The following is a 17994-nucleotide window of genomic DNA, read 5'->3' as shown; positions in this document are numbered from 1 at the left end:
CGGGTCGTCTCCGGGATTGATGTTGCGGGTTGCCCCATCAGCGGGCAGCGACGCCACTGGGTGCGTCCTTGGCGTGGTACTGCAGGAACTTCAGGACCAGTCGGTTCTGCTCCTTGGTCAGCTGCGTGAAGCGCTCCTTGGCCTTGAGCTGTCCAATCCACTGGTTGGCCAGAAAGTGATCGGGCATGTGGGCGACGTGGCAGCTGGAACAGTCGTCGTTATAAATCTGCCGAGCGTAGCTCCAAACGGGTTCGATGTTCGGGGCTAGGTTCTCCTTGGGCAGCCAGATATCCAGGCTGACAGGTATCCAGGTCTGACCCGTGTCGGGCAGTACCTGCGCCTCGCCAACGGTTGCTTTCTCCACGGTTGGTTTGGCCATGACGGCGGTCAGGATACGTTGCCCCGGCGCGCCGTAGATAATGCTCTCTGCCCCTTCCTGGCGCCAGCCCGAAACCTTGGCGTGTAGCCAGTCGCTCTCGCGCTGCAGGATTTCGAGTTGCGTTGCCGGCAGCAGTTGTCCGGCCGCCTGTTCGCCGCCTTGTTCCAGAAAAAAGGGCAAGGTGTCCAGGGTATAGGCGTGCTCACCAAGATCGGCCTCTGCGGCATCTTCTCTCAGCGCATCGAAGGCGCGGGCGAAGGACTGAGACATATCGGGCAACTTGTGGGCAATGCCCTTGTGGCAGTCAATGCAGGTTCCGCCGGTCTGTTGGGCTTCCATATGGCGCATCCGGGCTTCTTCTTTCTGTGTAGCCAGCGTCATGGCATCAAAGGTGTGGCAGCTGCGGCACGTGAGAGAATCGTTCTCCTGCATGCGCTCCCAGACGGTGTTCGCCATGCTCAGACGATGCTCCTCGTACTTTTCAGGGGTGTCGATGGTCCCTAATAAATGGTGATAGAGATCCTTGCTGGCCCTGATCTTGGCCTCAAGGTACGGCCAGCCCTCCGCGGGTACGTGGCAGTCCGTGCAACTGGCGCGGACGCCGCTAGTGTTCTGGAAGTGGACGGTCTGCGCGTACTCCTCATAAGGAGTCCCCATCTCATGACAGGAGACGCAGAACTTGTTCGAACTGGTAGATTTGAGTGCTGTGTGCACACCGCCCAAGCTAACGAGGGCGAAAGCGACCCCGAATATGAAAATCGCACTCCATGCCAGGGGACTCGGTCGCCGCAGCCAGCCCCATACTTTCTTGAGCATGTCGGACTCCTTGGATGTCATTTCGGTTGACTAACTAAAAACGGCCGCGCTCCTGCTGGAGTGCGGCCGTTGTTTAACAGCCATCAGGCTGTCGGCGGCGGCTCGAAGGCCGTTACCGGCAGCGTTTCGCCGGTGTATTTTTCTACATCGCCGATAGCGGTATGGCCGCAATTGCCCTGGGCCAGTCTAGATGTGCCCTTATCGACGGCTAATACGTTGGCGCTACCGTACTTGTCCAGGCTGCCGGGCTGGCCGCGTTCGGCGGGGTCGTACCATCCCCCCTCGCTGATGCAGATGACGCCTTCTCGGATGCGATCAGTGACCATAGCACCGACAAGGACCGCGCCCCGATCATTGAAAACCCGGACAATGTCGCCGTCGACAATGCCGCGAGCGTCGGCATCTTCGGGGTTGATCCACACCGGCTCTCGGCCATTGATGGTGTACCTTTCTCGCAGATTGGCCGCGGCCGAGAGTTGCGAGTGAAGTCGATACTTAGAATGAGCCGAATTAATGTGCAGGGGGTACTTGGCCCCTTCGGCGCCGGTCCATTCCACCGGCTCCATCCAGGTCGGATGGGGTGGGCAGTCGTCGTAGTTCATATTTTCGATGGCCCTCGAGAAGATCTCGATCTTGCCCGACGGCGTGCCCAGAGGCTCCAAGAGGGGTTGCTCTCGGTAGTCGGCGTAGCGAACGTAGTTCATTGCCGCTTCGTCGGGCTCGAACACCAGGGGCTCGTTGCTGTCCCAGAACTCATTGAACGCCGGCATGTCAATGCGTCTCGCTCGCCCCTGGTCGTAGGCCGCATCGTAGAACTGCTGGATCCACTGCATCTCCGTCTTTCCCTCGTCTAGGCCGTCGCCGTAGCCCAGTTTCTTGGAGATCGCGTTGAAGATGTCGAAGTCCGACCGGGATTCGAATAGCGGATCGACTATCTTGTGCATCCCCGCCATCAGGCGCAGGGAGTAGCTCCCTCCTTGCTCGATGTCGTTGCGCTCGTATGAGGTATTGGCCGGCAGGACGATGTCGGCGAACTTTGCCGTTGGCGTCCATACCATGTCGTGGACGATGACCGTCTCCGGCTTCTGCCACGCCTTGACCAGACGGTTGGTATCCTGGTGGTGGACGAATGGATTACCGCCAACCCAATAGATCAGTTTGATATCCGGGTAGGTGACCTTGCCGCCATTGAAGTCGATGGTCTCGCCTGGATTGAGTAGCATGTCGGCGATGCGAGCCAACGGGATTGACGCCAGGCCACTCTTCTCAAGCCATGCAGCGCCCTCGACGGCCTTGCCGGTTGCCGTGATGCCCGGCAGGATTGGCGCATTGGCGGTCGGTGTACCGCCGTTGGAGTAATGATAGGAGAGACCAAAGCCGCCGCCGGGCAGACCGATCTGGCCAAGCATGCTGGCCAGGGTGACCAGGGTCCAGTGAGCCTGTTCGCCATGGTCCATGCGCTGCATGGACCAGCCACTCATCAGCATGGTGCGGTTTTCAGCGAAGTCTCGGGCCAGTTGGCGAATGACATCGGCGGGGATGGTGGAGATGGTTTCAGCCCATTCCGGCGTTTTTTCGATGCCGTCCGCGGCATTGCCCATGAGGTAGTCCTCGAACACCTCATAGCCAACGGTGTATTCGTCCAGGAAGTCGGTGTCGTGCAGGCCTTCGTTGGCCAGCGTATGACAGATACCGAGCATAATGGCGACGTCGGTTTGGGGTCGCGGAGCGATCCATTCCGCGCCCAGATAATCGATGGTTTCGGAGCGCATCGGGTCGATGGCGATAACGCGGGTGCCTTTCTCTTTCAGGGCCTCAAGGCCCTCCATACCGCCGTGTTCGGCCAGGATCCAGTCGATCTTGTTGGTGATGGATGGATTGGCGCCCCAGAGCACGACCAGTTCAGAGTTTTCGACCACCACCGGCCAGGCAGTCTGCTGTTCATAGACCTCTAGGCGGCCGACCACATGCGGCATGATCACCTGAGAGGCACCGGTCGAATAGTCGCCGGTGTGGTTGATATAGCCGCCGTGCAGATTCAGCATGCGACCCAGCAGGTTTCGGCAATTGTGCAGCTTGCCAACGCTTTTCCAGCCGTAGGACCCCCCGAAGATTGCCTCGTTACCGTGTTCGTCCTTGATGCGCTGAAGTTCTTTGGCGACCAAATTGATGGCCTCGTCCCAAGACACGCGGACAAATTCCTCGGACCCTCGAGCGGCATCGTTGGCCTGTGGGCCGTTTTTCAGGTAGCCGGCGCGGACCATCGGGTACTTGATGCGCGATGCCGAATAAACGCTGTCGGGTAGGCCCTCCAACATCTCTGGGGGGTGCTTATCGGCGGCGACCGGCTCGGCGGCAACGAACTTGCCGTCTTCAACAATTGCTTTGAAGACGCCCCAGTGGGAGCCCGACAGGATACTGCCAAACGCTTCTTGCGCGGCAGCGAAGCGCGCCGGTACCAGTACCGATGCGCCGCCGAAAGCCGCCAGAGCGGCCAGGGCAGATGAGCCTTGCAGGAACCTGCGACGGCTCAGGCTACTGCCTTGCGTCGACTTGGTTTGAAATCCCATGGTAGCCTCCATTTGTCCGAGAGTGTGACTATCCGGCCTGGCATTCGCACCGCTGACCGCGATTGTAATTTGAGTGTAGAGCGCGCCTGTTAATGGCCGTCGAGCACCATGTAAATTTCTAACGCCGTCTTGTTATCGAAATGTTAATTGGTGCCTGGCGGAGCGTAGAATTCGTTCAGCGCTGCTTCCGTCAGGCGGGCAGCGGCGGCATAGTAGCCATCCGGATCGTCGCGGATCACTCGGTCGCGGAAAGTGCCGAGCCAGGGCCGCATCTCCGCCTCGACAAACACTATCTGAGCCCGGTGCAATTCGGCCGACAGGGCATCGTCCTCCGTCACCTCGCGTTCGGAAAGCGCGGCCAAGGCTGCGAGTTGAATGCCCAGGTGATCGGAGGGCTCCGGCACGCCATCTCCGACGCTTAAACCATGAGCAGAGAGGAAGCTTGCCGTCCGCTCTGTGGCAGCACCGTGGGTGCGGCCTTCTTCGTAGATGGACGCATAGGGATGAGCCGCCATTGGGCCGCCGGCACCCAAAAAAAGCGTTCCAAAGCGACCGGCCAACGCCAGCGCCGCATTGGCGTCGCTACCTTCGCGACTCCTCAAGGCACGCAGTGCAGACAGCATCGCCTGCGTCTCGTCAGCCAGGGCGGGCATGTTGTTCAGTTCGGCCACCGCTTGATCGCTTTCGTCAGCACCAAGCAACCCGACGACCTTGGCATCGGGTTCGCGCAGAAATACCGATGACAACCAGGCAAGAAGATGAGCGCGATCCGACGCGGGCAAGGACTGGGGCATGAAACCTCCGGCTATGGGATGAAATGTTAAAAACTGAAGGCATACCCAACGCCGTGCACCGTCACCAAGTGGCGAGGTTCGCGCGGGCTGTCGCCGATTTTGTGGCGTAAACGATTCACCAGAACATCGACCGTGCGGTCGCTGGACGCCCACTCCCGATGACTGATGTGGTCCAGCAGCTGGTCGCGGCTCATCACCTTGCCCTGGTGGCAAGCGAGGGCGGCCAGCAGGTCGAACTCTCCGCGGGTCAAGTGGACTCGATTACCTCTGGCATCAAGAAGTTCGCGCCTTTCGACACTGAGACGCCAATCGGAAAATACAATGTCACTCTGACCCTGAGTGACACTGAGTAGCGTTTGACCACGGACCATGAGACGGCGAATCCGAGCAGCGATTTCGCGTGGGTCGCGGTGGCGGTCGACTACATCATCAGCGCCCAGTTCCAGGCCTAGGATGCAGTCGGTGGCGTCAGCCTTGGTACAGAGGACAATAACTCCATACGTGCTCGCCCGGCTCAACGTCGCCACTAAATTGTTTCCGCCGGGTGGCGGCATATTGGTGTCCAGCACGATGACGGCCGGTCGCGATCCGTTGATGTGATCGGCAGAATGCTCGGCATCAGGTTCGAGTTTGACATCGAGGTCGCAGTTACCGAGCAGCACGATCAGATCTTGATGATCGTGACAATTTTGGCCGGTAATAAGGATGCTGGGTTGTGGCTTCATCGGTTTAATACTCGCAATCACCCTGTCTGAGTCAGGAATGAGTCAGTCACTGGTTCTAAGCATCAATCAGGCATCAATCCAGTTAGCCAAGTGACTTCTCGATGCGAATTAACTTGCCTGGGGCAGGGTTGTCTTGGTTGCGAGGATCGAGGCACATGAATCGAGTTCCTTGGCTGGAGCCGGTCATCAGTTCGACTGCGAGATAGTGGCGTCCTCCCAAGATGCTATGGCCAGCTTTTTGGCGGTAGGCGATATATCTTCTAATATGATAGTGATTTTAGCTTTACCTGCCAGTACTCAGTGGCTGAAGGTTGATTCATGTCAAGCGCTCGGGCATCGCTGTCCAGCTGACTCACCGGAAGGCCCAACACGACAAAGGCCCGCCAGGTCATGCAGGGCGGGCCTTTATGCATTGCGGCGGGAAAGGTTACTGGGTGGAGGTGTCCGCCTCGACCTCGACGTCCGCCTCGGCTGTGGCATCAACGTCCTCCTGAGAGGAGTCGGCGGCTTCATCAGTGGCATCGGCCGTGCCGGAGGTCATCTCCCTGGCGTTGTCCATCAACTCGCTTGCCTTCTCACGGGTAGCTTCCACGGCGTCGGCGGTGACCTCGCGAGTTGTTTCGATGGCATCGGCAGTGACATCGCGAGCTGTTGCGACGGCATCGGCAGTGGCGTCGCTGGCGGCGTCCAGGGCACTTTCGGTTTCACTGGCGACTTCTTCACCCGCGTCACCCAGGGTCTCGCCGACTTCCTCGGCTTCTGCCTCCGCGGCTTCGAGGGTCTCTTCGGCGGCCTGCTCGGCAGCCTGCTCTGTCGCTTCAGCGGCCTGCTGGGCCTCCTGTTCTACGGTATCTTCCTGTGTGCTGGGTTCGCTGCCCGAATCGCAGCCGACCAGGATCAGTGAGCCGGCCAGTGCCGTGACAAGAATCAGTGAGCGCTTCATGGTCAATCTCCTTCGTTGAGTTCCCTGAGGGGGGCGTATCCTGGCTGGTTTACCGCTACGACCATAGCAGGCAACGACGCAGGGAGCATGAAAACCAGTGTCGTCAAACAGAGACAGACTGAGTGGTCAAGATGACGGCGAGCGTCGGCGCGGCTAGAATGTGCCGCTTTCCTGATTCGCACACGTTATCGTGTGCCCTTTAATATGAACAGGCAGTCGCCGAGGAGCCGTCCATGCAGTCCGAACAGTCGCCGAAGGTTGGCGTGATCATGGGGTCGAAATCCGACTGGCCGGTGATGGAACACGCCGTGGCGATGCTCGAACGTCTGGGCGTGCCCTGCGAGACCCGCGTGGTCTCGGCTCACCGCACCCCGGACCTGCTGTTCGATTATGCCAAGGGTGCCGCCGAGCGGGGCCTTCAGGTGATCGTCGCCGGTGCCGGCGGAGCGGCGCATCTGCCCGGCATGGTGGCCTCCCAGACCGCGCTGCCCGTGCTCGGTGTGCCCGTGGAGTCAAAGGCGCTCAAGGGCCTGGATTCGCTGCTCTCCATCGTGCAGATGCCCGGCGGCATTGCCGTGGGCACCCTGGCGATCGGCAAGGCCGGTGCCACCAACGCGGGCCTGCTGGCGGCCCAGATCGTCGGCCTGCAGGACGAAGCGGTGCGCGCCGCCGTGGAGGCGTTCCGCGCCGAGCAGACCCGCACGGTGCTCGACCATCCTGATCCCCGGCCCGACCCGCAACCCAATTCCTGATCGCAAGCGACGAGTGAGAAGCCAATCATGAATATCGGAGTCCTCGGCGCCGGCCAGTTGGGTCGTATGCTGGCCCTGTCAGGCTATCCCCTGGCCAACCGCTTCACCTTCCTGGATACCACCGGCCACCCCAGCGCGGGGATCGGCGAGGTGATGATCCATACGGACCAGCACCACCTTCTCGAGGACTTCCTGGCCAGGGTGGATCTGGTCACCTATGAGTTCGAGCACCTGCCGGTCTCCCTGGTCCAGGCCATCGAGGAGGTCAGGCCGGTCTACCCCTCCAGCGAAGCGATCCGCGTCTGCCAGAACCGCGCCGAGGAGAAGGCGTTGTTCGACCGCCTGGGCATTCCCACCCCGGCCTACCGCCTGGTGGAGCACGCCGACGAGCTCGAGGCCGCGGCCCGAGAGCTGGGCTGCCCGGTGGTGGCGAAATCGGTCACCGAAGGCTATGACGGCAAGGGCCAGGCGGTGCTGCGCGACCCCGGCGAGGCGGCGGAGGCCTGGCGTGCCATCAACCACCCGAAGCTGATCGTCGAAGCCTTCGTCGACTTCGTGCGCGAGGTATCGATCATCGCCGTGCGTGGCCGCGACGGCGAGGTGGTCTTTTACCCCATGGCCGAGAACCAGCATGTGGACGGCATCCTGCGCTACTCCATCGCACCCATGCCGGATCTGGATGACAGCGTGCAGCAGACCGCGGACGATTATATCCGTGCGCTGCTCGACGAACTCGACTATGTGGGCGTGCTGACTTTGGAATTGTTCCAGACCCGCGATGGGGTCCTGCTGGCCAACGAGATGGCGCCCCGAGTGCACAACTCCGGCCACTGGACCATGGACGGTGCGGTGACCAGCCAGTTCGAGAACCACCTGCGGGCCATCCAGGGGCTGCCCCTGGGCGACACCGCCGCCCGCATGCCCACCTGCATGGTCAACGTCATCGGCCGCGAGGGCGATGCTGCCGAGATTCTGGCAATTTCCGACGCTCACCTTCACCGCTACGACAAGAGCGAGCGCCCTGGCCGCAAGCTGGCCCACGTCAACCTGATGGCGCCCACCCACAAGGTGCTGATGGAGCGGGTGCGCGCCTGCGCGGCTCTGCTGCCCGATGCCCCGGTGCCGCGCTTCAGTTTCGAGTAGGCCGGACTTTCTCGCCGACAGCAGCAAGACATCCACCGACTAGGAAGCGACAAGGTGACCCTACCCGACTCCCTCTCCTGGCTGCCCGTTGATCCGAGTCTTTCCTCGGTTACCCTGATGCTGCTGGGGATGATGCTTTCCATCAGCATCCTGGCCGATGTCGTGGCTCGTAGGACATTCCTGCCGCGTATCTCGCTGCTTGTGCTGGTGGGGGTTGGCGTGGCGGTGGTCCAGCAGGTTGTTCTGGGTCAGCAGGGGGGGGCTCCGCTGGGCGGGCTCAGCGAGCCGCTGATCCAGGTGGCTCTGGTGATGGTTGCCTTCCTTCTCGGTGGCGAATTGACCCTGGATCGCCTGCGCAGTCTCGGACCCTTGATCCTGATCGTCTCGATCTCGGTGATAGGTGTGGGGACCCTGGCGGTGGGTGTCGGTCTGCTGGCATTGGGGTTCCCGGTCGTAGTGGCGGTATCACTGGCGGCCATCTCGGTGGCGACCGATCCTGCGGCCGTGCAGGAAACAGTGCGTGCCAGTGGTGATACCCGGCTACGGGCTCGCCTGCTGCTGGGTATCGTCGCCATTGATGACGGCTGGGGTATCGTGGTCTTCGGGCTTGCCATGGCCATACTGGGGTGGATGCTGTCCGGTGATGGTGAGTTGGCACTGCTCGAAGCGGCCTGGGAATTGGGCGGGGCGATACTGCTGGGAACCGCGATAGGGTTGCCCGCGGCCTGGTTGACGGGTCGCCTGGCCCGGGGCGAGCCGACCCAGTTGGAAGCACTGGCTCTGATCCTGTTGCTTGCCGGTATCTCATCCTGGCTAGGGGTCTCGTCCCTGCTGGCGGCGATGGTCACCGGGGCCCTGGTGGCCAATCTTTCCAGACACCACACGCGCTCGTTCAACGAGATCGAGCTGATCGAGTGGCCTTTCCTGGTATTTTTTTTCGTGTTGTCGGGGGCCAGCATCGATCTCTACCGCTTCGGCGATGCCCTCGGCCTGACGCTTGCCTATATTCTGTTGCGCCTGTTCGGCCGTTATCTGGGGGGACTCCTCGGCGTACGTCTGGCTCGAAAGCGCCAGGCCGATCTCCCGGGCAATATCGGCCTGGCCCTGACACCTCAGGCTGGGGTAGCGATGGGCATGGCCTTGCTTGCTGCCGAGCGTTTTCCGGAGCACGGCCCCATGTTGTTGTCGGCGGTCGTCGGCTCGACCGTGGTCTTCGAGATGCTGGGGCCTCTGCTGGTCAAGAAGGTGCTGCGCTGAGTAAGTTCCCCTAGCAACGCAAGGGCCCCGCCGAAGCGGGGCCTTTTTTCTTCCTTTCTCTATAAGTTGTCAGCTGTGGTATCAGCTTTCCTTCTTCTGGCTCATGATGCCGAGGGCTCCGAGGGCGACGCCGATGATGACCATGACGGCGACGACCCAGATCGGGCTATAGAAGGTGGTGTAAACCTCCCAGCCGAGCAGATCGATGATCAGCGAGAAGGCGGTGGAGGAGCCCAGCAGGTGGCCACCCAGGGTGCCGGCGGTGGCGAAGAAGAGACCACCGATGAGCGCCAGGATCACCAGCGCCCAGCGACGGGCGCCGTCGAAGGCGGCCTCCCCGGCCCGCCACACCAGGGCGGTGAGCATGACGAAGATGCCCAGCGACCAGAACGCCATCAGGATGTGGTTGCGAGCCAGCGGACTGTAGAGGTTGGCCTCCAGAGGCCAAATCAAGAAGCCGCTGACGATACCGGCCAGGGCGCCCAGCAGGCTGAGTACCAACACTGGCAGCAGGGCCGCGCGGCAGAGTTCCGCCAGTCGGCCGGTCATCACCGCGCCGTAGAGGATCATCAGGGTAGCGAGCGCCCAGAAGGCCAGCGGGAAGTGGATGAGCATATGGTGTGTGGCGGCCATGTCAGCGACCTCCCTGGCGGTGGCGGGTGAAGCTCGGCAGCAGGCCGAGGGTGACGCCGAGCATGGCAAGCAGCCCGGCGAAGAGTGTCAGGCCCCACTGGCGGATGATGGTGTCGTTGAACTCCATCTCCACGCCGTAGAGGGCGAGTTGCTTCTCGCTGTGACGTGCTCGCACCGGCGTGCCTTCGGCGATATCCTCGGCGCCCGCATGGGCTTGGCTGACCAGTAGCGGCCAGTTGACCTGACCAGGATAGAAGAGCGTCACTTCTTTCCAGTCATTGGACCAGTCAGGCGAGCGGCCCTGGAAGCGGTTGGCGGTAATGTCGGCATCGTCACGTCCCAGTCCCAGGGAGTAGGGGTGCGAAACGTGGTGCCAGCGCCCTGCGGTGGCGTCGCGGTGTACCGCCATGGCCACCGAGTAAAGGCCCTGGTCTTGCAGGATCTTGTCATCCAGCGGGTTGCCGGTATCCAGGGCCCGAACCAGGGTCACGTCCCAGTAGCCGTCGGCCCAGCGGGCAGGGCCTTCGTGCACAATGATGTCGCCTCGAGAGCCGGCCGTTTCGCGAAGCAGACGCCGTGGGATGGTGTCGCCTTCCTGCCAGTCATGGTCCGGGTCGAAGGGAACCGCGAAGACCTCGGCCAGGTAGTAAAGGCTGTCGAAGTCCAGGTTGCCGGATACGATATCCTCCCAGCGCATGGCGTACTGGTCAGTTTGCTCCGGTGAGAACATCCACTGTGGCTGGCCGGCATCGCCGTCCCAATTGGTGGAGTAGGGGCTACGGCCCTCGTCGCCACTGCGCGCTTCACCGACCCACTGGTCATCCGAGAGACCTATCGGGTTGGCGCGATGGGAGCGCCAGTGCCAGAGGTCGAGGAAGTAGCCTGCCTCACGTTGGGCCTGAAGGGTCTCCGGCGCCTGGCGGCTGGCCCAGTCGCCGAGATCCATTCGGGTCGCCGGTAGCGACTTGGACACTTCTTCCGGGGCCTCGTCGGTGAAGCCAACGGCCCCTGCCCCGATGGTCATGTAGCCACCGTAGCGACTGAACTCTGGCACGCTGCCGTCGTCCATCAGCATCGTGACGCGATCCTCCTGGAGACCGTCGGGCACGGAGCCCGCGACGCCACGGCCCTTGCGAACCCACTCGCCACCCTCATAGACCAGCATGTCGTGAAGGATGCCGGGGTTATCTGTCGGCCAGCGGTAGCGGAAGAACATGTTGGTGTTGTTGTAGGCGGCCTGCACCTGCAATGGAAATGTCAGCGTTTCCGGGATCGCGATATTACGCTCTAGGTCGTTTTCGATCACCCCGGTACCCTGGGTGACCCAGGCTAATCCGAGGGCAATCGGCAGCCCCAGGACCAGCCAGGGCCCTGTTCCCTTGTCATGTGTTCCCATGTGAACTCCTGCTCTAAAAGGGACAAAGTATTATTGTGCCCTTTCAGTGTGGACCCGCTTGAAAAGTATGTCCTGATACAAATCAACATAAGTGCGGCAACACGCCGCAGGGCTTGCAGGTTGAGACCGATGGTTGACACGGGGCGGGGGCTATTGAACAGACCGTGCATAGCGCCGGGTCATTGCTGTTCGATCCTGGTGTTAAAAACGCAAGCGGCCCCGCATCTGCGAGGCCGCTGTTGACTGCCTGGACGGATGCCCAGAGTTGAAGATCACTCCTCGCCGAAGTACCTGGCGTGGATCTCGTCGTAGGTGCCGTTATCACGCAGGGTGGCCAGCGCCTCGTTGAAACGCTCGGCCAGGGCCTCATCGCGCTGTCGGAAGGCGATACCGAAACCTTCACCGAAGTACTCTGCGGGCTCGCTGACCATGCCGCCTACCACCTGGTAGTCGCCGTCCTCGCTGTTGAGCAGGGTGGCCTGGCCGACCACGAATTCCAGGAAGACGATATCCAGTCGCTGAGCCTGCAGGTCCAGCACCATGTCGTCCGCGGTGGAGTAGCGGTTGACGGTGGCAATACGCCCGTAGTTGTCGGTGGCAAAGTTGTCATAGGTGGTGCCCCGCTGGACGCCGATGCTCTTGCCGGCGAGGGTCTCCTCGTTGACCTCCGAGAGCTCACTGCCTTCTGGGGCGAACCAGGCGCCGGGGATGGTGATGTAGGAGTCGGAGAAGAGCACGGTCTGGCGGCGCTCATCGTTGATCGACATGGAGGACATGATGGCGTCGTAGTTGCGCGCCAGCAGGCCGGGGATGATGCCGTCCCACTCCTGTTCGACCCACTCGCAGGTCACGCCGATCTCGGCGCACAGGGCGTTGCCCAGGTCGATGTCGAAGCCGGTCAGCTCGCCGTCTGCGGTGCGATACTCCATGGGCTCATAGGGCACGTCAACGCCGATGCGCACATGATCGTAGTCGCGGGCCTGGGCGGTGCCGGCAGCGATGGCCATACCGAGGATCGAGACGGTCAGCAGTTTCTTCATTCAGTCACTCCTTGTCATGAGGCGGCACCCGAGGTGCCTACGGGGTCGACTCTAGCCCAGCCGCCGCAGGCCTGAAAGCCTCAGGTGTTGGATTTTTAAACGTATGTTTGACGCTGGGGTTCGGGTCAGCTCGCCGTGGCTCAGCTTTGAGGCCGGAGGTGGGCCAGCAGGCGCTTCTCCAACCAGCGGAAGAAATAGAGGATAGTGAAGGTCAGGCAGAGATAGATCGCCGCCACGAACAGGAAGGCCTCGAAGGGGGCATAGAAGCGCGCGTAGACAAAGCGCGCCGCGCCGGTGAGATCCATCAGGGTGACCACGCTGGCGATGGCGCTGGCGTGGAGCATGAAGATGACCTCGTTGCCGTAGGCGGGCAGAGCGCGGCGGAAGGCGCTGGGCAGGATGATCCGGCGCATCATCAGGGCCTTCGACATGCCGTAGGCTCTGGCCGCCTCTATTTCCCCGCGAGCGGTGGCCTTGATGGCGCCACGGAAGATCTCGGTGGTGTAGGCGGCGGTGTTGAGGGTGAAGGCGATCAGCGCCGGGTAGAAGGCCTCGCGCAACATCGGCCACAGGAAGGTCTCCTGGATGCCGTCAAAGAACACCACGCCGTAGTAGATGATGTAGAGCTGTATCAGCAACGGCGTGCCGCGGAACACGTAGGTAAAAAGGTAGATCGGCAGGCTGATCAAGCGCCGGCCCGAGCTGCGGCCGATGGCCAGCGGCACGGCCAGCACCAGGCCGATCACCAACGACAGGAACACCAGCTGGGTGGTGGTCACCAGGCCGTCCCAGTAGTAGCCGATGGTCTGGGGGGTAAAGATGACGTTGCCGGCCAGCAGGTCCTGGAACCAGAGGGTGATGTCCGGCATATCAGTGTCCTCCGTAGCCGACGTTGTAGCGCTTCTGGAGCCACACAAAGAGCCACTCCGAAACGCTGGCGATCAGCAGATAAACGACCGCTACCGGGATCAGGAAAGTGAAGGGCTCATGGGTGGCCCGTGAGGCCTCGGCGGCCACCCGGACCATATCGGTGAGCCCGATCACCGAGACCAGCGCGGTCGTCTTGAGCAGCACCATCCAGTTGTTGGAGATGCCGGGCAGGGCGTGACGCATCATCTGCGGGAAGCGAATACGCCGGAACACCAGCCAGGGGCTCATGCCGTAGGCCTTGCCGGCCTCGATCTGGCCGTTGTCCACGGCCATGAAGGCACCGCGGAAGGTCTCGCCCATGTAGGCGCCGAAAATGAAACCGATGGTCAGCGCGCCGGCGGCGAAGGCGTTGAGGTTGACGTACCAGTCGACGCCGAAGCGGTCGTAGATCGCATCGGTGACTACGTTGAGCGCCATCTGGCCGCCGAAGAACAGCAGCATCATCAGGACCAGATCCGGCACGCCGCGGATGACCGTGGTGTAGAGGGTCGCGAGCCTTTGCAGCAGCCAGTGGCGGGACATCCTGGCGCTGGCGGTCAGTAGCCCCAGCAGGACAGCCAGCGCCAGCGACAGCACCGCCAGCTGAAGGGTGACGCCGGCGCCTTCCAGCAGCCGCGGGCCGTAGCCATGAAGATCCAGCATAGTGCTCTCCGCTCAGTACTTGGGGGCCAGGAACTGCTTCAGGCGCGGCGACCGGGGGCTCTCGAGGAGTTCCCGCGGGGGGCCGGCTTCTTCCACTACCCCCTGGTGCAGATAGATCACCTGGCTGGAGACGTCCCGGGCGAAGCCCATCTCATGGGTCACCACGATCATGGTGCGCCCCTCGTCGGCGAGTTCGCGCATCACCTTTAGAACGTCCCCGACCAACTCCGGGTCCAGCGCCGAGGTGGGTTCATCGAACAGCATCACCTCCGGGTCCATGGCCAGCGCCCGGGCGATGGCGCCACGCTGCTGCTGGCCGCCGGACATCTGGGCCGGGTAGGCGTCGGCGCGGGCGGTGAGGCCCACGCGCTCGAGCAGGGCGCGAGCCTGCTCGACGGCTTCCTGCTTCGGTTTGCCGAGCACGTGTACCGGCGCTTCGATGATGTTCTCGAGCAGCGTCATGTGGGCCCAGAGGTTGAAACTCTGGAACACCATGGAGAGCCTGGCCCGCATGCGCACCACCTGTTTCCAGTCGGCGGGCTCTCGGCCGTGGCGAGTCTGCTTGAAACGGATCTCCTCACCGTGGACGATCAGGTCGCCCTCGTCGGGCTGCTCGAGCAGGTTCATGCAGCGCAAGAAGGTGCTCTTGCCGGAGCCAGAGGCGCCGATCAGGGTAATCACGTCTCCCTTCTGGGCACAGAGCGACAGTCCCTTGAGGACTTCTGTATCGCCGAAGCGCTTCTTGATGTTGCGTACTTCCAGTGGAATCGGGGTTTCGGCCATGAAATAGGCTCCGGATCAGGGTCGCCGCGGCGACACGCCGTGGGCAAGCGGCGCTCGGCAGGGGCGATGCCAACGGCGCACACGCCAGCTGGCCGGGGCGTGATGGCGCACGGTCGCGCAGTGTGGGACTGGTGCGGATCGGCAAAGGAGCATGATTTTACTCTCCAGTTATGGTTGTTTTAAGGTTTTTCTTCTGCCGATGCTGACCCTTGCATCTGAGCGGAGACCTACTCCGTCGGCGGTGGCTCCGGCTGCACGAGCAGGGCGGCGCGGGCGCCGACCTCTACCGAGGCGTTGGGAAAGACCACGGCCAGTGGTGTCGCGCCGACCCGGGTCTCCCCGGCTTGGCTATCCTCGGCCAACAGGGTCTTGGGAGGAAAAGCCGTAAAGTTGGGCGTGTCGTCCGGAAAGGCGAGGCGAAACGCCACGGACTCTCGGATCAGCTCGTGCTCAACTCGAAAAAAAGCCATCCGTCCGGGTGGCGCCCGGGGAGGTTCGCGCCCTTCGAGGAGCGCCGCCAGAAGTTCCGCCACTGGGGTCAGGGATGGGAGGTCATTGTGCCCGAAGGGCAGGGCGCGGCCCAGTTCCAGAGTAAACGCCTGGGCACAGTGGTAGTGCTTGCTGTAGTGGGAAAAGGTCCAGCTGTGCCGGTGCTGGTGCAGTACCGCCTGGATCTCGGCGGCGGCTAGCCAGCGCCACTGCTCGGCCTTCACAGCAGTTCGCTCGGTGAAGGGACTGACCACGAAGCGCGGGTAGTGACTGTCGCGAATGGCGGTGTGCAGATCGTAGTGCAGTCGCGCGAGCCCGGTGTGGCGGGCGAAGAAGGCGTCCACCGCGTCCATCAGCGCCCTGGCGCGATCGGCTTCCCTGCCGGTCTCAGGGAGGTCGGGACGAAACAGGCGGTTGAGGTTGGTGCCGATGAAGCGCACGCCCTGGCGTGTCGCCTCCGGGTTGCCGAGGATCACCAGAGTGGGGGCGCCGAGTCGCAGTTCCCCCCTCGCCAGACGCCCCATCAGCCCGTCGAGCAGTTCCATGGGGGCGGTCTCGTTGCCGTGGATGCCCACCGATAACACGCAGGCCCGGGCGGCAGGCCCGGGCTGGTCGGGTACGAGTTCCAGCAGGCCATGGCCGTGCCATCGGAAGTGTCCACCGGGCAGTTGGCCCAAGGTCGGCAGCTCGGCCTCTTCGAGGCTTTCCTGCAGCCAGTTCTCGATGGGCTTCTCGATCATTGTGTCAGGACTCCATGCGCCAGGATGCGCAGGCCTGGCCCTGTTCCACCTTAATTAGCTCCTCGACCGGGAACTCCAGGCGCTCGGCACGTTCTGCCAGGGCGCGGTAGGTGGCATCAGGCAGGGTCGGGGTGCGAGCCAGAATCCACAGATAGTCGCGGTCCGGTCCTGCCACCAGCGACCATTGATACTCGTCATCCAGGGCCAGCACGTTGTAGCCGCCGTAGAAGGGGCCGAAAAAGCTCACCTTGAGCCGGCCCACGTCCTCGTCGCCGATGAAGTAGGCGCGCCCCTCTGCCTCGCTGGCCTCGCCCTCGTCGAGCTTTACGCCGCGATTGAGCACCCTTACGCCCCCGTCGTCGCGCAGGCTGTAGTCGGCGGTGACGCAGTCCAGCCCGCGTTCGAAGGAGTGGTCGAGCCGGGCGATCTCGTACCACTCGCCCAGGTAGCGGTCGAGCTCGAAGCCGGTGACCGGCTGGGTACCCTTGGGGATGCCGGTACAGCCGGCCAGCAGCAAGCCAGCGCCCAGGGTGGCCAGCAGGGGAAGGTGAGGCATGTAAAGCTCCTTGGCGTAATGTCGTCGTCAGCGGACGGCTGTGACCTTTGCAGCATGGGGGAGAGCGACGGGCCGGTCTAGACTGGCCGACTGCCGAATCACAGGAGTCCGCCATGACCGATCATGTCCGTGATCACGATGCCCATGTACTCAACGACCATTATGATGCCCTCACCACCGGGAGTGGGGAAAGCCTGGTGGCGAGGCTGCGGGCGGTCTTCCACGACGCGGGCTGCGATCTGGAGCACCTGACCCTGGACGAGGTCGCCGGCATCGACCAGCTGCACCTGGGGGGGCGAGCCGCCAGCCGCTCGCTGGCGGCTCTTGGGGCGCTTCGCTCGGATCAGCGGGTGCTGGACGTAGGCTGTGGGACAGGCGGGGCAAGCCGTCTGCTGGCCGACGAGGCCGGCTGCCAGGTGGTCGGCGTTGACATTACTGCGGCCTTCGTCGAGGTGGCCGAGTGGCTGAGCGCGGCTACCGGTCTGGCTCAACGTACTCGCTTCCTGTGCGCCGATGCCGCCCGCACCCCGCTGCCGGATAGCTCCTTCGATGTCATCTGGTGTCAGCATGCGCTGATGAACATGCCCGATATGGCCGGTGTGCTGGCGGAGTGGCGTCGGCTGCTGGTGCCCGGCGGACAGGTATTGCTGCATGAGGTGGTGGCTGGCGAGAATCTCGAGCCTCTGGCGCTGCCGGTACCTTGGGCGCGCACAGAGGCAACCAGCCACCTGAAGGGGCGCGAGTCGCTTCAGGCGAGCCTGGAAGCGGCGGGGTTCGTGCCGGTGAGCGTGCGCGATGTCACCGAGACGGCACTGACCTGGCATCAGAAGCATGTGCGCCGCGAGGCCGTCGGGGAGAAGACCGCACGCCTGCCCGGGCCGGCGCTGATCTTCGGCGATGAGTTCGTCGAAATGGGGCGCAACCTGCGCGACAATCTGGCCGCCGGCAAGGTGCGAATCCTTGATGGAGTATGGAAACTGGCGTGAGTTGAGGAAGGCGCTTCGGCGGGGCCAGAAACCCCGCCAAGGCCAAGTTCAGCGGGTATCGCTCAGACTGACGTAGCGGCGAGCGCGTACCTGGTAGCTGAGCGGATGCAGCACCAGCCAGGCGGCGATGGTCAGGCCAATGATAGCGCCGATCATCGCTACCCAGTCGAAGGCGGTGGCCACATAGCCGAGCTGCGAGTGGGTAAAGACCGGAATCCACCACAGCCCCGAGAGGCCGACCGCCAAGGCCGCCAGGTTGGCGCCCAGGCAGCGATATTGCAGTGTTTGGTAACCGCGCCAGCGGGCCACCAGCTGGACAACCACCAGCACCCCCCCAGCACCGACAATCATCCACAGGAAGGGGGCCAGGGCGTACATCAGGATGGTTAGTGCACCTTGAATTGTCATGATCGTTTCTCC

General features: G+C 62.7%; 18 protein-coding genes. 4 read left to right on the top strand and 14 right to left on the bottom strand.

Annotated features, from left to right (window positions below):
* Window positions 1-37: 37 nt before the first annotated feature.
* The 5 genes from ACFODV_RS00870 to ACFODV_RS00850 all read right to left on the bottom strand — a co-directional run bounded on the left by ACFODV_RS00870 (window position 38) and on the right by ACFODV_RS00850 (window position 6227).
* On the bottom strand, window positions 38-1195 hold the full coding sequence (locus ACFODV_RS00870) for a NapC/NirT family cytochrome c (RefSeq protein WP_379753221.1): 1158 nt from the start codon (window positions 1193-1195) through the stop codon (window positions 38-40).
* 83 nt (window positions 1196-1278) lie between these two features.
* Complete coding sequence (gene torA, locus ACFODV_RS00865) at window positions 1279-3765, bottom strand: trimethylamine-N-oxide reductase TorA (protein ID WP_379753219.1); 2487 nt, start codon at window positions 3763-3765, stop codon at window positions 1279-1281.
* Between the two features lie 143 nt (window positions 3766-3908).
* Complete coding sequence (locus ACFODV_RS00860; RefSeq protein ID WP_379753217.1) at window positions 3909-4559, bottom strand: TorD/DmsD family molecular chaperone; 651 nt, start codon at window positions 4557-4559, stop codon at window positions 3909-3911.
* A gap of 26 nt (window positions 4560-4585) precedes the next feature.
* Window positions 4586-5284, bottom strand: coding sequence for a winged helix-turn-helix domain-containing protein (locus ACFODV_RS00855; protein WP_379753214.1), 699 nt, complete (start codon window positions 5282-5284; stop codon window positions 4586-4588).
* A 427-nt stretch (window positions 5285-5711) separates the two neighbouring features.
* Window positions 5712-6227 carry a hypothetical protein gene (locus ACFODV_RS00850; RefSeq protein WP_379753211.1) on the bottom strand — a complete coding sequence of 172 codons (516 nt, stop codon included), beginning with the start codon at window positions 6225-6227 and terminating at the stop codon, window positions 5712-5714.
* 233 nt (window positions 6228-6460) lie between these two features.
* On the opposite strand from ACFODV_RS00850, the gene purE reads away from it, so the two are divergent.
* From purE to ACFODV_RS00835, 3 genes are read left to right on the top strand one after another with little or no spacing between them, the layout of a single operon-like run.
* Complete coding sequence (gene purE, locus ACFODV_RS00845) at window positions 6461-6979, top strand: 5-(carboxyamino)imidazole ribonucleotide mutase (RefSeq protein ID WP_379753208.1); 519 nt, start codon at window positions 6461-6463, stop codon at window positions 6977-6979.
* 27 nt (window positions 6980-7006) lie between these two features.
* On the top strand, window positions 7007-8122 hold the full coding sequence (locus tag ACFODV_RS00840) for a 5-(carboxyamino)imidazole ribonucleotide synthase (protein WP_379753205.1): 1116 nt from the start codon (window positions 7007-7009) through the stop codon (window positions 8120-8122).
* A 54-nt stretch (window positions 8123-8176) separates the two neighbouring features.
* Window positions 8177-9379 (top strand): cation:proton antiporter, encoded by a 1203-nt coding sequence (locus tag ACFODV_RS00835; protein ID WP_379753201.1) that lies wholly within the window; start codon window positions 8177-8179, stop codon window positions 9377-9379.
* 81 nt (window positions 9380-9460) lie between these two features.
* On the opposite strand, the gene ACFODV_RS00830 is transcribed toward ACFODV_RS00835, so the two are convergent.
* The 8 genes from ACFODV_RS00830 to ACFODV_RS00795 form a co-directional block, all read right to left on the bottom strand.
* Window positions 9461-10012: a hypothetical protein gene (locus ACFODV_RS00830; RefSeq protein WP_379753198.1), complete on the bottom strand. Its 552-nt coding sequence runs from the start codon at window positions 10010-10012 to the stop codon at window positions 9461-9463.
* Between the two features lies 1 nt (window position 10013).
* Window positions 10014-11408 (bottom strand): ethylbenzene dehydrogenase-related protein, encoded by a 1395-nt coding sequence (locus ACFODV_RS00825; RefSeq protein ID WP_379753195.1) that lies wholly within the window; start codon window positions 11406-11408, stop codon window positions 10014-10016.
* A gap of 272 nt (window positions 11409-11680) precedes the next feature.
* A complete protein-coding gene (locus tag ACFODV_RS00820) occupies window positions 11681-12448 on the bottom strand; it encodes a transporter substrate-binding domain-containing protein (RefSeq protein WP_379753192.1) in 768 nt (255 codons plus the stop codon).
* A 140-nt stretch (window positions 12449-12588) separates the two neighbouring features.
* Window positions 12589-13317, bottom strand: coding sequence for an ABC transporter permease (locus ACFODV_RS00815; protein WP_379753189.1), 729 nt, complete (start codon window positions 13315-13317; stop codon window positions 12589-12591).
* A gap of 1 nt (window position 13318) precedes the next feature.
* The gene (locus ACFODV_RS00810) at window positions 13319-14020 is read right to left on the bottom strand and encodes an ABC transporter permease (protein WP_379753186.1); all 702 of its coding nucleotides are present in this window, start codon (window positions 14018-14020) and stop codon (window positions 13319-13321) included.
* Between the two features lie 12 nt (window positions 14021-14032).
* Window positions 14033-14803 (bottom strand): ABC transporter ATP-binding protein, encoded by a 771-nt coding sequence (locus tag ACFODV_RS00805; RefSeq protein WP_379753183.1) that lies wholly within the window; start codon window positions 14801-14803, stop codon window positions 14033-14035.
* Between the two features lie 227 nt (window positions 14804-15030).
* Complete coding sequence (locus ACFODV_RS00800) at window positions 15031-16032, bottom strand: succinylglutamate desuccinylase (protein WP_379753180.1); 1002 nt, start codon at window positions 16030-16032, stop codon at window positions 15031-15033.
* A 4-nt stretch (window positions 16033-16036) separates the two neighbouring features.
* Window positions 16037-16588: a lipocalin family protein gene (locus ACFODV_RS00795; protein WP_379753178.1), complete on the bottom strand. Its 552-nt coding sequence runs from the start codon at window positions 16586-16588 to the stop codon at window positions 16037-16039.
* A gap of 113 nt (window positions 16589-16701) precedes the next feature.
* On the opposite strand from ACFODV_RS00795, the gene ACFODV_RS00790 reads away from it, so the two are divergent.
* Entirely contained in the window at window positions 16702-17574 is an 873-nt protein-coding gene (locus tag ACFODV_RS00790) for a class I SAM-dependent methyltransferase (RefSeq protein WP_379753175.1), read from the top strand.
* A gap of 48 nt (window positions 17575-17622) precedes the next feature.
* Here the strand turns inward: ACFODV_RS00790 and ACFODV_RS00785 are convergent, their stop codons facing one another.
* Window positions 17623-17982: a hypothetical protein gene (locus ACFODV_RS00785; protein ID WP_379753172.1), complete on the bottom strand. Its 360-nt coding sequence runs from the start codon at window positions 17980-17982 to the stop codon at window positions 17623-17625.
* Window positions 17983-17994: the final 12 nt, after the last annotated feature.

The organism is Halomonas tibetensis (assembly GCF_042643535.1).
GTDB lineage: Bacteria > Pseudomonadota > Gammaproteobacteria > Pseudomonadales > Halomonadaceae > Halomonas > Halomonas tibetensis.
Note: the sequence above shows the minus strand (reverse complement) of the source record. Positions and strands in the feature narration are given on the sequence as shown.

Excerpts from the sequence above, each read along its gene's own strand:
- ACFODV_RS00870 (WP_379753221.1), bottom strand. The coding sequence starts at position 1,195 with ATGCTCAAGAAAGTATGGGGCTGGCTGCGGCGACCGAGTCCCCTGGCA.
- torA (WP_379753219.1), bottom strand. The coding sequence starts at position 3,765 with ATGGGATTTCAAACCAAGTCGACGCAAGGCAGTAGCCTGAGCCGTCGC.
- ACFODV_RS00860 (WP_379753217.1), bottom strand. The coding sequence starts at position 4,559 with ATGCCCCAGTCCTTGCCCGCGTCGGATCGCGCTCATCTTCTTGCCTGG.
- ACFODV_RS00855 (WP_379753214.1), bottom strand. The coding sequence starts at position 5,284 with ATGAAGCCACAACCCAGCATCCTTATTACCGGCCAAAATTGTCACGAT.
- ACFODV_RS00850 (WP_379753211.1), bottom strand. The coding sequence starts at position 6,227 with ATGAAGCGCTCACTGATTCTTGTCACGGCACTGGCCGGCTCACTGATC.
- purE (WP_379753208.1), top strand. The coding sequence starts at position 6,461 with ATGCAGTCCGAACAGTCGCCGAAGGTTGGCGTGATCATGGGGTCGAAA.
- ACFODV_RS00840 (WP_379753205.1), top strand. The coding sequence starts at position 7,007 with ATGAATATCGGAGTCCTCGGCGCCGGCCAGTTGGGTCGTATGCTGGCC.
- ACFODV_RS00830 (WP_379753198.1), bottom strand. The coding sequence starts at position 10,012 with ATGGCCGCCACACACCATATGCTCATCCACTTCCCGCTGGCCTTCTGG.
- ACFODV_RS00825 (WP_379753195.1), bottom strand. The coding sequence starts at position 11,408 with ATGGGAACACATGACAAGGGAACAGGGCCCTGGCTGGTCCTGGGGCTG.
- ACFODV_RS00820 (WP_379753192.1), bottom strand. The coding sequence starts at position 12,448 with ATGAAGAAACTGCTGACCGTCTCGATCCTCGGTATGGCCATCGCTGCC.
- ACFODV_RS00815 (WP_379753189.1), bottom strand. The coding sequence starts at position 13,317 with ATGCCGGACATCACCCTCTGGTTCCAGGACCTGCTGGCCGGCAACGTC.
- ACFODV_RS00810 (WP_379753186.1), bottom strand. The coding sequence starts at position 14,020 with ATGCTGGATCTTCATGGCTACGGCCCGCGGCTGCTGGAAGGCGCCGGC.
- ACFODV_RS00805 (WP_379753183.1), bottom strand. The coding sequence starts at position 14,803 with ATGGCCGAAACCCCGATTCCACTGGAAGTACGCAACATCAAGAAGCGC.
- ACFODV_RS00800 (WP_379753180.1), bottom strand. The coding sequence starts at position 16,032 with ATGATCGAGAAGCCCATCGAGAACTGGCTGCAGGAAAGCCTCGAAGAG.
- ACFODV_RS00795 (WP_379753178.1), bottom strand. The coding sequence starts at position 16,588 with ATGCCTCACCTTCCCCTGCTGGCCACCCTGGGCGCTGGCTTGCTGCTG.
- ACFODV_RS00790 (WP_379753175.1), top strand. The coding sequence starts at position 16,702 with ATGACCGATCATGTCCGTGATCACGATGCCCATGTACTCAACGACCAT.
- ACFODV_RS00785 (WP_379753172.1), bottom strand. The coding sequence starts at position 17,982 with ATGACAATTCAAGGTGCACTAACCATCCTGATGTACGCCCTGGCCCCC.